General features: G+C 41.5%; 12 protein-coding genes and 2 pseudogenes. 10 read left to right on the top strand and 4 right to left on the bottom strand.

The window, feature by feature from the left end; all coding sequences use genetic code 11:
* Positions 1–720, bottom strand: a pseudogene (locus AACT42_RS00295) (ATP-binding protein); the annotation flags it as partial.
* A 65-nt stretch (positions 721–785) separates the two neighbouring features.
* Between AACT42_RS00295 and AACT42_RS00290 the strand changes: the two are divergent.
* The 3 genes from AACT42_RS00290 (at position 786) to AACT42_RS00280 (ending at position 3,941) form a co-directional block, all read left to right on the top strand.
* Positions 786–2,477: a recombinase family protein gene (locus tag AACT42_RS00290; protein ID WP_094182990.1), complete on the top strand. Its 1,692-nt coding sequence runs from the start codon at positions 786–788 to the stop codon at positions 2,475–2,477.
* A 466-nt stretch (positions 2,478–2,943) separates the two neighbouring features.
* Positions 2,944–3,462 carry a transcriptional regulator gene (locus tag AACT42_RS00285; protein ID WP_094182989.1) on the top strand — a complete coding sequence of 173 codons (519 nt, stop codon included), beginning with the start codon at positions 2,944–2,946 and terminating at the stop codon, positions 3,460–3,462.
* Between the two features lie 14 nt (positions 3,463–3,476).
* Positions 3,477–3,941: a hypothetical protein gene (locus tag AACT42_RS00280; RefSeq protein WP_094182988.1), complete on the top strand. Its 465-nt coding sequence runs from the start codon at positions 3,477–3,479 to the stop codon at positions 3,939–3,941.
* Between the two features lie 65 nt (positions 3,942–4,006).
* Here AACT42_RS00280 and AACT42_RS00275 read toward each other — a convergent pair whose 3' ends face one another.
* Complete coding sequence (locus AACT42_RS00275; protein ID WP_094182987.1) at positions 4,007–5,362, bottom strand: hypothetical protein; 1,356 nt, start codon at positions 5,360–5,362, stop codon at positions 4,007–4,009.
* A gap of 380 nt (positions 5,363–5,742) precedes the next feature.
* Between AACT42_RS00275 and AACT42_RS00270 the strand changes: the two genes are divergently transcribed.
* On the top strand, positions 5,743–6,873 hold the full coding sequence (locus AACT42_RS00270) for a DNA cytosine methyltransferase (RefSeq protein ID WP_176432244.1): 1,131 nt from the start codon (positions 5,743–5,745) through the stop codon (positions 6,871–6,873).
* Between the two features lie 9 nt (positions 6,874–6,882).
* Here AACT42_RS00270 and AACT42_RS00265 read toward each other — a convergent pair whose 3' ends face one another.
* Positions 6,883–7,824, bottom strand: a complete 942-nt coding sequence (locus AACT42_RS00265) for a NotI family restriction endonuclease (protein ID WP_094133213.1) — start codon at positions 7,822–7,824, stop codon at positions 6,883–6,885.
* A 193-nt stretch (positions 7,825–8,017) separates the two neighbouring features.
* Positions 8,018–8,218 (bottom strand): annotated as a pseudogene (locus AACT42_RS00260) (magnesium chelatase domain-containing protein); the annotation flags it as partial.
* A 477-nt stretch (positions 8,219–8,695) separates the two neighbouring features.
* On the opposite strand from AACT42_RS00260, the gene ilvG reads away from it, so the two are divergent.
* The 6 genes from ilvG to acuI all read left to right on the top strand — a co-directional run bounded on the left by ilvG (position 8,696) and on the right by acuI (position 16,105).
* Positions 8,696–10,342: an acetolactate synthase 2 catalytic subunit gene (gene ilvG / locus AACT42_RS00255; RefSeq protein ID WP_017044151.1), complete on the top strand. Its 1,647-nt coding sequence runs from the start codon at positions 8,696–8,698 to the stop codon at positions 10,340–10,342.
* On the top strand, positions 10,342–10,626 hold the full coding sequence (gene ilvM / locus AACT42_RS00250) for an acetolactate synthase 2 small subunit (RefSeq protein WP_010319930.1): 285 nt from the start codon (positions 10,342–10,344) through the stop codon (positions 10,624–10,626). The genes ilvG and ilvM overlap by 1 nt, the downstream gene beginning before the upstream one ends.
* Before the next feature lie 12 nt (positions 10,627–10,638).
* Entirely contained in the window at positions 10,639–11,577 is a 939-nt protein-coding gene (gene ilvE, locus AACT42_RS00245; RefSeq protein WP_010319931.1) for a branched-chain-amino-acid transaminase, read from the top strand.
* Positions 11,578–11,593: 16 nt separating this feature from the next.
* A complete protein-coding gene (gene ilvD / locus AACT42_RS00240; RefSeq protein WP_094133212.1) occupies positions 11,594–13,435 on the top strand; it encodes a dihydroxy-acid dehydratase in 1,842 nt (613 codons plus the stop codon).
* A 3-nt stretch (positions 13,436–13,438) separates the two neighbouring features.
* Positions 13,439–14,977 carry a threonine ammonia-lyase, biosynthetic gene (gene ilvA, locus AACT42_RS00235; RefSeq protein ID WP_017046359.1) on the top strand — a complete coding sequence of 513 codons (1,539 nt, stop codon included), beginning with the start codon at positions 13,439–13,441 and terminating at the stop codon, positions 14,975–14,977.
* A gap of 147 nt (positions 14,978–15,124) precedes the next feature.
* Positions 15,125–16,105: an acrylyl-CoA reductase (NADPH) gene (gene acuI / locus AACT42_RS00230; protein WP_017047824.1), complete on the top strand. Its 981-nt coding sequence runs from the start codon at positions 15,125–15,127 to the stop codon at positions 16,103–16,105.
* The last annotated feature ends 39 nt before the right edge of the window (positions 16,106–16,144 follow it).

Raw genomic sequence — 16,144 nt, 5'->3', positions numbered from 1 at the left:
GGACGTTTCGTCAAGAAACAATAACCCATTGTGTGCCAAAGAAATTTCCCCCGGCCTCGGAATAGAACCGCCACCGACCAGCGCCGCCATTGAACTGGAATGATGAGGCGAGCGAAATGGCCTTTGCTTCCAGTTGTGCTGGTTAATGTCTTGTGGAGTCAGAGAAGCAACCGAAGCGGTTTCCATCGCTTCATCCTCATTCATTTCTGGTAATAAATCACACAACCGAGAGGCAAGCATGGTTTTACCCGTTCCTGGTGGACCGAGAAAAAGCAGGTTATGGTTGCCCGCAGCGGCAATTTCTAACGCTCGCTTTCCTTGCTGTTGACCAATGATATCTTGCAGATCGCGAGTATTTTTATCTCGGCACGGCTTAGGTTCGGTTTGAAAAAGAGAGAGGGTTTGCTGACCACACAAATCAGCACACACCTCAAGCAGCGTTTGCGCCGATTTATGCTGATCCTTTGCCACTAATGCGGCTTGATCACCATTACCATGAGGCACCACTAAACAGCGCTTGGCTCGATTCGCAGCTAAAGCAGCAGGTAATACGCCTTTAACAGGACGTAACTCACCAGATAAGGCTAATTCACCAATAAACTCATACCCATCTAACTTCGTTAGCGCTATCTGCTGTGAGGCCGCCAAAATACCCAACGCGATCGGTAAATCAAATCGACCACCCTCTTTGGGGAGATCCGCAGGGGCTAGATTGACCGTACTTTTTGATATGATTTACAGGAAAGAATTTATGTTAAGATTTGCATAATCTTAGGAGACTAGCTATGCAAAAAATTATATACCCATACGTGCGGTTTAGCAGTGAACAGCAATCTGGCGGTAGTTCATACAAGCGACAGCTTGGCGATATTTTGAAGTATGCGAAAGAGAACGGCTATACCGTAAATGATAGTCTTGAATTAAGAGATTTAGGCTTATCAGCGTATAAAGCCGATCATATCAAAAAAGGCTCACTAGGCGATTTCTTTGACGCTATAGATACGGGAATTATTGAGACAGACGGAACTGCTTATCTGTGTGTTGAGCAATTTGACAGGCTCTCACGACAAAGTTTAGACGATGCCTCTGATGTATTGAGAAAGATACTTAGATCGAATATCAACGTCATAACGCTGATGGATAAAAGAGTTTACACAAAAGAAAGTCTCAATGACTTAATGAGCGTTATGTATTCGTCTATGCTCATGGCTCAGGCTAATGAAGAAAGTGCAAAAAAATCAGAACGGATTCTAAAGAGTTTTGACGCTAGACTAGACGCATTACATGGCGGTAAACAAATACAATATGTCGGGATTTTTCCCGGTTGGATCGACAATAAAGGCAGTAAGATAGAAGCAAATTTTGTCGTAAACAAGAACGCTAAAATAGTTCAACGAGTATTTAAAATGTATATAAATGGCATATCTATGGGTGATATAGCCAGAACATTAAACGATGAAAGAGTTTCGCAGGTTGCTAAACGTAGACATAAGAATTTTACAAATTCTTGGAGTTCAGCAAAGATCAACCATTTATTGAAAAATCGCTGTGTATTAGGTGAGCTCTACATTCGAAAAACTGGCGATACATTCAAGAACTACTATCCTAAAATCATTTCAAATGATGATTGGGATATAGTTCAATCTATGTCTAAAACCAAAAAAACAATAAAAACATCAGGACGAAATTCAATAAATATCTTTACAGGTAAAATATTTTGTTCTGGCTGTGGTCAAAAATATTATTTTGAAACTGATGATAAAAATTTAAAGTCAGGTAAAAAATATTATTATATGCTTAAATGCTCTGGTAGACGCAGATTACAATGTAAAAGTGCATCGATTAAATATGATGATTTCCTAGCATCAACCCCTAATATGTTTGGTCTAATAGATAAAAAACCAAAAGACAATAGTGAAAAAATAAACAAAATAAAAGAAAAAATATCTGAAATATTAGATCATTCAAAAGATATTAATGATAAATTATTATTACTTGAAGAACTAAATAATAATAACGAACTGGACTTTACAATATATCTTAAAGAAAGTTCAAAACTACAAAAAAAAATAAGAGAGAATGATGCACGTATCGCTAGCTTCAAAGTTAGCATTTCAAGACTATCAAGTGATAATAAATTAGATTATTTTGACAAAAACGATCCAATATCAATAAAAAAAGCAAAAAGATTCATAAATGAAAATTTTGCAGGGTTTATAATTTCAAGTGATTCAAGAAACTGCACCGCATTATATAGTAATGGTCAAATTATTCACTTTAGAATAAAAAATAGCAAGATAGAAAAAATTGAGAATGTCATTGAAAATGTTGATGGTTTCAAAGAGTTTTTCGACCTTAAAGAAGAAGTTGTTCAGGCTTATAAAAATGGTACGATGGATGGACGTTTTGCTGAGGTACTAAAAGCAACAAATTTCTGGGGAGTTGAAACTCCAGAGAAAGATTACACATTAGAATAATAAATTACTTATTAATTTTTACTAATAAAAATCAGATCAACCCTATGGGTTTTTGGGGGGTGTGGGGGAGACTAGCCCCCCACGGTCCTACCAAAATTTTTAAAATGAGCCGATCCCTCATTTTTTCGACAAGTCGAAACAAGAAAAATTTTAAATTACCTATATCAAGATTATATAAAAGAGCAAAATAAAAAATGGCTTAAAATAAGGAATAATTTTATAGCTATGTAAAGCCTAGACTTACCATTAATGTAAAGTGTTCATAGTTAAAAAGTCTATTTTTTCTCTTAACCACGCCAAAAATCAATGTAAACCCTCATAAACATCATTCATAGAAACTTTATTTTTAGCTATTTTAAATATCAACTTTACATTAAGGTTAATTTAAGTTTACGTGTTGACAAATAATTTATATATGCTTTATTAATTATATATACAACCAAACAACATTAATAAGGAATATAAAATGAACAGTGAAGAAATAAATATAAAATCAAAAACAAGATTTACAACAACAAGAGAAGATGGACAAGAGTGTTTAGTAGAATTAGATATTAATGAAGAAACAAATGAATATACAGCATCACAAAAGTCAGCGTTATTTTATGCATTTAACAGAGAGAACTACAAGAACAAAGTTTTACTAACAAGAGAACAACCATTAGCAAATTCTATACTGGAATTTCTAATATCAGAAATGGACAATACAAATGCAATTTGTATTTCTATGAACACTCTTCAAAAATTATTTAATTTATCAAGACAAACACTTTCCAAACATATAAAAACACTTGAAAAAAGAAACTTCATTGAAATTTTCAAGAATGGAAATATGAATGTATATGCAATAAATGCACTTTTCGTTTGGACACAAGGAGATAAAAACCTTTGGAAAGCTAAATTTAAGGCCACTATGTATTTAGATTATTCAGAACAATCTGAAGTAATTAAAAGAAAATATTCAAAACAAATAACAACAAAATAAAATAGGAAGGTAAAATGAATGAAATAAAAATAACATATTATAGTTATATAAATGATACTGAAAATGCTTTTAAAAATGTCCTTAAATATGCATTAAAAGAAGAGTTTAAAGAAGAAAATTACCAGATTTATAAAGATGATTTATTTGAAGATTTTGAAGATTTTTATACTTATCAAATCGCACTAGTAGAATTTGATTCATCCGTAATTGAATACCAATGCTTTACTTATAAAAGCGATTTACTCGGTGAGAGTAGAATTTTTTATAATGTTTCTGGTCACGATCTTTGTTTTACGAACGCTAGTGATGTTAATTTTGAGACGATGGATAGCTACATAGAAAACGCTATTTATTCGTTAAGAAAAAGAGAGAGTCTAAATGTGAACGATCTTTGTTATTTATCTGCGACTATTGAAGAATATGAAGAAGATTCTCAAGATATAATTTATTATGAAGTTGATGATATTGAGGAATACTAAAATAATAGACAATAAAGAAAATAAGAATAAAATACATTCTTATTTTTTCACCACAAATTAAAAGGCTAAATTCTCAAATATGTTTTATTTTTCCTTTTAATTTTATATTCATCTTGTTCAATGCCTTTATTGTAAAATTCGAGTAATTCATCCGTTCTATTTTCTTTCCCTTTAAAAACCTTACTAAACAGATCAGATAAGTATTCTTTCATTTCTAACAACCAAGGTTTTTTTACTTTCTCATTGGTGATTTTTTCTTCAATATTCGCCTGTAATTCTGTATCAAAGAACTTTTCACCAACTGAATACTGATGATCCTCTTTTCGATTTTCAGCCAATACCCCTACATACTCGATAAATCCCTCTTGAAACTCGATATAAAGCTCTTTTTGAGCGTCTAGGGACGCTGAACGCTCGTTAACTTCGCTTTGCGCTGTAAGTATCGTTTCCTTTGCTTTTACAACTTTTTCCTTTGCTCCGACAACAGCTTTTTTTTCTTTTTCGATTTTATCTTTTTCCGCTTGTAGCTTTATGCCTTGTTCTTTACGGTGAACCCACAAAGGAACATTTTTTGGTTCATCTTCTTTTTTAATAATCTTGTTTTTATGAGGTGTATTTTCATCTAAAACCAAAATATCGACTTTTGACTCTCCCAAATAAAAATCCTTCAATTTATTATCATCCGGTCTACTATCATAAGGGATATATTTTTCACAATCTAAACCCAATCTATTTTTTACGGCTTCACTATAAGCATTTTTCATTGCTAATACTCCGCCTTTTTGTGAAATATATTTAATTACTTCACCATTAAAAATATTACTCATTATTACATTTAAATGTGATCCAGAAGTAGCCCCAACAATTAAAGGTTTTTCTCTATCATCGTGAATAACTGCGGTTGATAATTTTTTAACATAATCCACATTTAAACGTTGTTTATATCGTCCTTGATTTAATTCATATTCTTTAAGTTGTCGTTTATTTAAATCATTAGGGTTTATATTTTCTTGTTGAAGTTGCTTTTTTTCAAGATCTTTGTTTATTGCAGAAACGAATTTATCAATCATTTCATTATAAATATCTTGCCATTCGTTTTTCGTTGGATGATACAAATCAGAAGGTAAAGATAAAACAAAAGAAGTTGCAATATTAGAAACACCTTTACCGTGTTTTTTCTTCATATTATCATATTCAATATAAATATTGTCCCTTGTAAATCGTGCATTATCCAAATCAATTATTTTAGTATTTGAATGATTTTGATGCTTATCACTCAATAAGTATTTAATTGCATTTTCTAACGTGTTTTTGTTTGCTTTCTTTGTCTCTTTATTTTCAGTTTTATTTCGTCTTTTAGTTCTTTCCGAAACGTTCCCCATTCTTTTTTTCTGCTCTATTTCTACAATCCAATTTTTCATATTTAAAACTCCAACCTGATTATATTGATACACATTTTTTAATAAATGCAAGAGTTCAAATTGGAGTAATTATGTTCAGTATTAAGCAAGATAGGGTTTGTCCGGGGGACAAAACATATCGCTGCGCTCATTCCCTACTTGCCAAAGGGATAAATCCCCTTGGAACCCGTCAGGCTTTCAGCCTTCCACGTTCGATAAATCTCACTCTCGTATTTTACAAATACTCACAAATTTCGGCCGATCAAACCTACGGCCGAAATCATTTAAACAAAAAAAATATATGTTTAAAAACAGTGTATTATGATCAAAAATTCGACAGGGTATAGATTGGAACACATTTATGTTGTACCATTTGTTCAACATAAGTAAGAGAGTTTGCTATGAATGTGCTTGAAGCAACTAACATACTGAAAGCAAAAGGATTAGTTAAAGATATAAATGGTACTAGGCGTTTTATTCGTAAAGGTGAACTAGTAGCAAATAAAGAATGTAATCACGATGGCTATAACATATCACAAGAGGCACTCAATGCTTTTCTGTGGGTAAAGCAATCGTCTGATGCGGATATGGTGCAACATATTTTGAATAATGTTATTAAACTACCTAAAGCTGAAAATCCTTTCAAAGTTGCGTCTTTCTTCGCTGGAATTGGAGGGTTTGATCTAGGCTGTGAACGTGCTGGAATGGAAGTGGTATTTCAATGCGAAGTTAACAATTTCTGTCAGAAAGTATTGAAAAAACACTGGCCTACAATACCTCTACATTCAGATATAACAACTCTTCAAGCAAATGATATTCCTGATGCAAATATTTGGTGTGGAGGATTTCCTTGCCAAGATGTTTCATTGGCTAACCAAGGTAAAAGAAAAGGGTTAAAAGGAGAACGAAGTGGACTCTTCTATACTTACGCAGAACTTGTCAGAGCAAGAAAGCCTGACTGGATTGTCATTGAAAATGTTCCCGGGCTTCTCAATAGTCACGAAGGAGCTGATTTCGGAGTCCTTCTTAAAACGCTGGATGAACTCGGGTATGGTATATCGTGGAGAGTTTTTGACACTAAATACTTTGGAACACCACAACGAAGACGTAGAGTGTATATTGTCGCAAGTTATGGAGACCTCCGCTCCACTAGAGTCCTTTTTAACGATAGAACAAATCCAGTCGTTGATAAATCGGGCAGAGGCCAGAGGACAAGCTTTGCACCCGAGCCTAGAAATGGCCTATCGAAAACAGATATCTTTGCTATCCAACACGCCAGTATTGGCAGAAAACACACAGCAGGCCCACAAGCAAAAGGATATAGAAACGATGGGGAAAGCTACACCCTCGACTCAAGAGGAAGCGCCGATGCTATTTGTGCGCCGAATGCTCCCTTCCGAATACGAGAAACTTCAAGGCTTTCCCGAGAACTGGACTCAAATAGATTAAGGGCTATTGGTAATGCCGTATCTGTTCCTATAATCGAATGGATAGCGAGTCAAATTATAAAAATTGAAAACGAATACGTATAATCTCTTTGATTAGATTACAACATCTAGACCGCCCAATGATAAAAACTTGCCTTTAAAAATTGAAGGCTCCGGACCACCTTGATCTGTTAAGGTCCTGACAAAAGTAGAATAATTTGTAAATAGTGTCCTATCTTCATCTATCGTTAATGGGATAGGACCAAATATCTTAGGCTTTGAAGTATCTTCTTTAATTCCTAATAAGCACAACGTCCAGTTATGCTCTTTTAAATCTCTAAGATTTGCTCTAGATACTCGAGGATACAAGTAATCATAAATTAAACTTCCTATTGCAAAAACAATCTTTCCGCCAGTTTGATTTACTATATTACCTTTGACTAAAAACTGCTCTTGCTGCCGTCTCCAAGCGTTCGTTTCTATTGAATTTGGTTTAGCAATTTCTAACCTTAAAATCTCATTGGTTGGCTCATCCATTTTAGCCCATTTCAATACGTGGTCAGATATATGTTTAGTTTGACTAGTTTCCCCTCCCCCTTGCATTTCTAGAAGTATCTCATCAATTTTTGCGCCTTGAGCCAAATTACGCATAATATAATCCGCTTTATAACTCCCACCAGTCTCTTCAATAGGAATTGGAGCTTCTCTATTTACAACTATATCGTTTTTATCAAATTGTCCTCTATAAACGGTCTGAGCTATTTTCCAAAGAATTTCATTCTGATAAGGGGTTAGTTTTGCATCTACAGTCTTCTCTTTTCCATCAATATGAACTTTTTTAGTCTTTGGTGTAGCACACAGGCGATGCTCACACACAATCCACATCGTTCCGTTTTTTTTACGAACAGAGCACACTGGCTGTAAGTTTTTTGTCAATTTAGAACAATATCCATCCATAAAAGGGCATATATGCTTTACACCTAATGACACAGGCTTAATATTTCTACCTTCGATATCTGTTCTCTGCCCCAGATATTCCGCTACATGTACCGCCATTTGATTACGCTCCTAAGTATTCTATGAAGCAAGATACATAATCGCCTTCTCCTGGCCAAGTCTTATACCGAAAACAAATATAAAGCATTGTTTTATTTGTGTTAAATTCATAGCTATTATTTTTTAAAACCTGTTAAGGTTGATTTTTATATGCAAAAGCGAATATAAAAACTTTCCTGAAAACTTTACATAACATTGTAATACGCTTGGCGGGAAACTCAAAGCGGGAATTAATGATAGCGCTGCGCACGCGATCACGAGACTCTTTGACCGTCGTTTCTGGCAAGCCGACCAACGTAAAACCGGGCATACCATTGCTAATATGTACTTCAACTGTCACTGTCGGTGCTTGCACGCCAACACTGGCTCGGCTGTGAATAATTGCGAGTCCCATTTCATTCCTTTGTGGTTATTTAAAAAGTGTTCGTTCTGTTTCTGCGCCCTTATTTGCACACGAGAGATTGTTATATAGCTTGTTGTGATGCTGAAAGAATGTGAAAAAAGAATGAGTTTTTGCTTGTCATTTAACGGAATTGTGTGTTACCACTAGAGACGCACACAATTTCGTAAGATATTACGCCAACTATTTTAAGAATTAAGTGATGAATTTGAACGCTCACATTAACCTACTGCTAAGCCTGATTATCGTGGTCATTATTGATTCCGCGCGGGGGCTAGTGGGCGCAAAATAACCACCAGATTCAAAAGACCCCCGCACTGAAAAGTCCGGGGGTTTTTTTACAACTATTAAACTAAAAAGTTCATACTGGTTGGCGATTATCCAACCCGATATGACAGGAAGAATGGGAGCGCACATGAAGTGCAAACACAACATGGTTTACTGTGCCATACACAGTTTGGGAGGGTTACGATGACAGGAGCACAACTGGTTGTAGCCGCATTAAAGCAGCAGGGAATCAAAACCGTTTTTGGTTATCCCGGCGGCGCTATCATGCCAATCTATGATGCATTATACGATGGCGGTGTAGAACACATCCTCTGTCGCCACGAACAAGGTGCAGCCATGGCGGCGATTGGCATGGCGCGCTCGACACAAGATGTCGCGGTGTGCATGGCCACCTCAGGACCCGGAGCGACCAATTTGGTCACCGGTCTTGCCGATGCATTTCTTGACTCAATCCCCCTCGTCGCCATCACCGGCCAAGTGGCAAGCTCGCACATTGGTACCGATGCTTTTCAAGAGATGGACGTGATTGGTATGTCACTCTCTTGCACCAAACACAGCTACCTCGTTACCGATATCCACGATCTCGCCCCCACCCTTGCCGAAGCCTTTGAGGTAGCGAAAGCGGGTCGCCCCGGCCCGGTGATTGTGGATATCGCTAAAGATGTACAACTGGCAAAAACCCCCGTGACTGAGCTACCTGCGTTCACTGCGCCAGCCATGCCAGTTGCCAGCCAAGAGCAGCTTCACGCAGCGCAACAACTGCTTTCACAAAGCTCTCGTCCTGTATTGTATGTTGGCGGTGGTGTTCAACTGGCCAAAGCGACCGATTCCGTACGCGAGTTTTTACGCCTCAATCCAATGCCATCAGTAAGCACCTTAAAAGGCTTAGGCACGATTGAGCGCCATGACCCGCACTACCTTGGCATGCTTGGTATGCACGGGACTAAAGCGGCAAACTTGGTCGTTCAAGAGTGTGATTTGCTGATTGTGGTTGGAGCGCGCTTTGATGACCGAGTAACGGGAAAGCTGGATACCTTTGCACCACACGCCAAAGTGATTCATATCGATATCGATGCGGCCGAGTTTAATAAACTCCGTATCGCCAATGCGTCACTACGTGGTGACATCAATCTCATTCTTCCACAACTGGAACTGACGCGTGATATCGCACCCTGGGTTCACCACAGTGAAAGTTTGCGCAGTGGCTTTAAGTGGCGCTATGACCACCCGGGCGATCTCATTTTTGCGCCATTGTTACTCAAACAACTGTCCGACATGATGCCCGATTCAGCCATCGTCTCAACCGACGTTGGCCAACATCAAATGTGGGCCGCGCAACACATTCAACCGCGTGCTCCACAGAACTTCATCACCTCAGCTGGCCTTGGCACTATGGGCTTTGGGTTGCCAGCCTCAATGGGCGCTGCCGTTGCTCGCCCAGATGATCAATCCATTCTCATTTCTGGGGATGGCTCGTTCATGATGAATGTTCAAGAACTTGGTACGCTCAAGCGCCGCCAAATCCCGGTCAAGATGGTACTACTGAACAACCACCGTTTAGGTATGGTGCGCCAATGGCAATCGCTGTTCTTTGATGGCCGCCATAGTGAAACGATTTTGGATGACAACCCAGATTTCGTGATGCTAGCTAAGGCGTTCGATATTCCTGGCAAAACCATCACCAAAAAAGAAGAAGTTGAACCAGCACTTAAAGAAATGCTGGCCAGCAAAACAGCTTATCTGCTTCACGTTTTGATTGATGAAGAAGAAAACGTATGGCCGCTTGTACCACCGGGCGCCTCAAATAGTGATATGTTGGAGAACACCTAATGGATAGATACCTATTAGACATCAAAGCCGATGATAAACCGGTGCTATTAGAGCGTGTTCTGCGCGTGATTCGCCATCGTGGGTTTGTGATAAAACAAGTGGCCGCAACGCAAAACCACGCCAGTAAAGTCGCCAGTGTTGAAATCATTGTTGATAGTGATCGCCCCATCAGCACACTGATCAATCAAATTGAAAAATTATGGGATATTCGCAGTGTCGATGTCACCCCAATAAAAAATAACGAACTACCGAATAACAATTTACAACAAAAGATTTGTGCATAAGGAAGGCAATAAATGGCAACAAAAACTGCAGATTACATTTGGTTCAACGGTGAAATGGTTCCGTGGGCAAATGCAAACGTTCATGTACTGACACACGCAATGCACTACGGCACCTCGGTGTTTGAAGGTGTGCGTTGTTATAACACTCCTAAAGGTCCAATCGTCTTCCGTCATAAAGAGCACGCTCAACGCCTGAAAGATTCAGCAAAAATTTACCGTTTCCCTATCCCCTATACGATAGAAGAGATCATGGAAGCGACACGTGAAACATTGCGCGTCAATAAACTGGATTCAGCCTACATTCGCCCACTTGGCTTTGTTGGCAACGTCGGCCTTGGCGTTTGCCCCCCAGTGAACACTGAAATGGAGTTAATCATTGCCGCCTTCCCTTGGGGTGCTTACTTAGGTGATGAAGCGCTAGAAAATGGTGTGGATGCGATGGTTTCTAGCTGGCATCGCGCTGCGCCAAACACCATTCCAACCGCAGCCAAAGCGGGTGGTAACTATTTATCGTCTCTGCTTGTCGGTGGTGAAGCTCGTCGTCATGGCTATGCCGAAGGTATCGCCTTAAGCGTGGATGGTTATTTATCTGAAGGTGCAGGCGAAAACATTTTCGTCATCAAAAACGGTGTGCTGCTCACGCCACCAACCACCAGCTCCATCTTGCCGGGTATCACGCGTGATTCGATCATGACGCTGGCTAAAGAGATGGGTTACGAAGTGCGTGAAGTGAACATTGCGCGTGAAGCTCTCTATCTTGCTGACGAAATTTTTATGACTGGCACCGCCGCCGAAATCGTCCCTGTACGGAGCGTAGACCAAATTACGGTTGGAGAGGGCAAACGTGGGCCAATCACGAAAGTGATGCAAGAAGCTTACTTTGGCCTATTTAACGGCACCACTGAAGACAAGTGGGGCTGGTTGGATTACGTGTACCCACAACCGAAGTAATAGAGGACGATAGACAATGCCAAAGTATAGATCCGCAACAACGACACACGGACGTAATATGGCTGGAGCGCGCGCATTATGGCGCGCCACTGGCGTCAAAGATGAAGATTTCGGTAAGCCGATTATTGCGGTGGTTAACTCGTTCACTCAATTCGTACCGGGCCACGTGCACCTCAAAGATATGGGGCAATTGGTTGCGGGTGAAATCGAAAAAGCCGGCGGCATCGCCAAAGAATTTAATACCATCGCGGTAGATGATGGTATCGCCATGGGGCATGGCGGCATGCTGTACTCACTGCCCTCACGCGAGTTGATCGCAGACTCTGTCGAGTACATGGTTAATGCACACTGCGCTGATGCGATGGTCTGCATTTCCAACTGCGACAAAATCACCCCTGGGATGATGATGGCGGCACTGCGCATTAATATTCCCGTTATCTTTGTTTCTGGCGGGCCAATGGAAGCGGGTAAAACCAAGCTTTCTGATCAAATCATCAAACTCGATTTAGTCGATGCGATGATCCAAGGCGCTGACCCTAAAGTCTCCGACGCACAAAGTGAACAAATTGAACGCTCGGCCTGCCCAACCTGTGGTTCTTGTTCTGGCATGTTTACCGCCAACTCAATGAACTGTCTCACCGAAGCATTGGGGCTTTCTCAACCGGGTAATGGTTCAATGTTGGCCACGCATGCCGATCGTGAGGCGCTCTTCATCAACGCAGGTAAACGCATTGTTGAATTAACCAAGCGTTATTACGAGCAAGATGATGCATCCGCCTTACCGCGTAATATTGCCAACAAAGCCGCGTTCGAAAATGCGATGGCGCTCGATATTGCTATGGGCGGCTCAACCAACACCGTATTGCACCTATTAGCAGGCGCTCAAGAAGGTGAAATCAATTTTGACATGGGTGATATCGACCGCATGTCACGCCGCGTACCTCATCTGTGTAAAGTCGCGCCATCGACTCAAAAATATCACATGGAAGATGTACACCGCGCGGGTGGCGTGATGGCGATTCTTGGTGAATTGGATCGCGCCGGTCTCATCAACAATCAAACTCGCACCGTGTTGGGTTTATCGATGAAAGAGCAGTTGGCTCAATACGACATCATGCAAACGGACGACGAAGACGTCTTAACCTTTTTCCGTGCCGGTCCTGCGGGCATTCGTACCACTAAAGCCTTCTCACAACAATGCCGATGGGATCGCCTCGATGACGATCGCAAAGAAGGCTGTATTCGTACCAAAGAGCATGCTTTTAGCCAAGATGGTGGCCTAGCCGTCCTATCAGGCAACATTGCCGTTGATGGCTGTATTGTAAAAACAGCAGGAGTTGATGAAGGTAGTCTGAAATTTGCAGGCCCAGCCGTGGTCTTTGAAAGCCAAGAAAGTGCCGTTGAAGGTATTTTAGGCGGTAAAGTGAAGGCTGGTGATGTTGTCGTCATCCGCTATGAAGGCCCAAAAGGTGGCCCAGGTATGCAAGAAATGCTTTACCCAACCACCTACCTAAAGTCAATGGGGCTAGGCAAAGAGTGCGCGCTACTGACTGACGGTCGTTTCTCTGGCGGGACTTCCGGTTTATCAATTGGTCACGTTTCTCCAGAAGCTGCCAACGGCGGAACGATAGGTTTGGTGAACTCTGGGGATATTATCGCCATCGATATTCCAAACCGCTCGATTACGCTCAACGTTTCAGAAGCTGAACTGGCTGAGCGCCGCGTAAAACAAGACCAGCTCGGTTGGAAACCTGTCAATCGCCAGCGTGAAGTCTCTTTGGCATTGAAAGCCTACGCAAGTATGGCCACCAGCGCTGATAAAGGGGCTGTTCGAGACAAATCTAAGCTCGAGGGCTAGCGGATGAGCGACTCAGGTAACGCAACTCAAACTGGCGCAGATTATCTGCGCCAAATCCTGCGCGCTCCCGTTTATGACGTCGCAACGGTAACGCCACTACAGGATATGCCCCGTTTGTCAGCGCGCATTAAAAATCGCGTTCAGCTCAAGCGTGAAGATCGCCAGCCTGTGCACTCTTTTAAATTACGCGGCGCTTATAATATGGTGTCGAGTTTATCTGAGGTGCAAAAACAAGCTGGGGTGATTGCCGCGTCAGCAGGCAACCACGCGCAGGGAATGGCTCTGTCGGGAACAAAATTAGGCATTAAAACCACCATTGTGATGCCCAAAACTACCCCTGATATCAAAGTCGAAGCGGTACGCGGTTTTGGCGGTTTGGTGATTTTGCATGGCAACAACTTTGATGAAGCCAAAGCCGAAGCGGAACGCTTGGCTCACGAGCAAGGTTATACGTTTGTCCCACCGTTCGATCACCCACTGGTCATTGCAGGGCAAGGCACGATTGGCATGGAAATGCTGCAACAAAATGGCCACCTTGATTACATTTTTGTACCAGTCGGCGGTGGCGGTTTAGCCGCTGGAGTCGCGGTGCTGATCAAACAGCTGATGCCAGAAATCAAAGTCATTGCGGTTGAACCTGAAGATTCTGCTTGTTTAAAAGCAGCACTCGAGGCAGGTAAACCCGTGGTGCTTGACCAAGTCAGCATGTTTGCCGACGGTGTCGCGGTAAAACGTATTGGTGATGAAACCTTCCGTTTGTGTCAGCAATACATTGATGGCCACATCACGGTATCAAGCGATGAAATCTGCTCGGCGGTTAAAGATATCTTCGAAGACACGCGTGCGATTGCCGAACCTTCTGGAGCGCTTGCTCTGGCTGGTCTGAAGAAATTCGCGGAAAAACATAAGCTGGTGGATAAACAGTTAGGCACCGTACTTTCAGGGGCTAACACCAATTTCCACGGCTTGCGTTACGTGTCGGAGCGATGTGAGCTAGGCGAAAAACGTGAAGGGCTTTTGGCGGTGACCATACCTGAACGTCAAGGCGCGTTTTTTGAGTTTTGTAATATCATTGGCGGTCGCGCGGTCACCGAGTTCAACTATCGCTATAACGATGACAAGCTGGCCAATATTTTCGTCGGTGTTCGCCTGTTAAGTGGGCAAGAAGAGCTCGACAACATCATTCACGATTTACGCCAAGGTGGCTACCCTGTGGTGGATCTATCGGATGATGAAATGGCCAAACTGCATGTCCGTTATATGATTGGAGGCAAACCCTCTAAGCCGCTAAAAGAACGATTATACAGCTTCGAATTTCCGGAATATCCGGGCGCTCTGCTGAAATTTCTCAGCACGCTTGGCACACACTGGAACATTAGCTTGTTTAATTACCGCAATCATGGCGCCGATTATGGCCGCGTATTGTGTGGTTTTGAACTCGAAGAGAGCGATTTAAACCGCTTCTCCGCTCACCTTAGAGAATTGGGTTACCAATGCAAAGATGAGACGGACAATCCTTCATACCAGTTCTTCTTATCCTAAAGCTCAATGCCAGTCCCACGACTGGCATTTTTTATGAGTGATGCATAATACGCATAGAACCAATGCTAATGTTTCATTTTAGTCATAGTTAATTCAGTACTACACTTAGCGACATCTTATGCTTGCTGTGCCAATCTGGAGATCCGAATGTTTAAAGCGTTAATCCTTAATCAACAAGAAAAAAACACAGTTGCCACCATTGAACAAATCGACGAATCACAATTACCGCAAGGTGAAGTTTTAGTCGCGGTCGATTACTCATCATTGAATTACAAAGATGGTTTAGCCATTACAGGTAAAGGCAAAATCATTCGCAATTTCCCTATGGTACCGGGCATTGATCTTGCAGGAACCGTACTTGAATCCCAAGATACTCGCTACCAAACCGGTGATAAAGTTGTACTAACCGGTTGGGGAGTGGGTGAAAACCATTGGGGTGGTATGGCGCAAAAAGCACGCTTGAAAGCCGATTGGTTAGTACCACTCGCGCACGGCCTTGATAGCAAAAAAGCGATGATGATTGGCACTGCTGGCTTTACCGCCATGCTTTGCGTGCAAGCCATTTTAGACGCGGGTATTCAACCGGAAAAGGGTGAAATATTGGTGACGGGTGCCAGTGGCGGCGTGGGTTCAGTTGCTGTAACACTATTAGCTAAGCTAGGTTATACAGTTGCTGCGGTAACTGGTCGTGTTGAACAAAATGGTCCACTGCTAGAAAAACTAGGAGCAAGCCGCGTTATTGATCGCAGCGAATTTGAAGAGCCAGCTCGTCCGCTGGAAAAACAGATTTGGGCTGGCGCGGTCGATACAGTAGGCAGCAAAATGTTAGCCAAAGTGTTAGCCCAAATGGACTACAACAGCACAGTTGCCGCGTGTGGTTTAGCGGGTGGTTTTGATTTACCCACCACCGTCATGCCGTTCATTTTGCGCAATGTACGCCTGCAAGGTGTCGACTCCGTCTCTTGCCCGCTAGAAAAACGCATGGCAGCATGGGAAAGCTTAGCGAAACTGCTACCTGCAAGCTACTTTGAGCAAGCGTGTGAGGAAATCACCCTCGAACAAACAGCGCAGTACGCTGAAACGATCACCAATGGTCAAGTGACTGGTCGCGTGGTGATTAAGCTTTAAACCATTCATTCATCAAGCTTTGGTCTTACTCAAAGCTTG

It is taken from the genome of Vibrio sp. V15_P4S5T153 (assembly GCF_963874485.1).
GTDB classification, from domain to species: domain Bacteria; phylum Pseudomonadota; class Gammaproteobacteria; order Enterobacterales; family Vibrionaceae; genus Vibrio; species Vibrio anguillarum.
The sequence above is the reverse complement of the archived record's forward strand: the minus strand, read 5'-3'. Positions and strand labels throughout refer to the sequence as shown.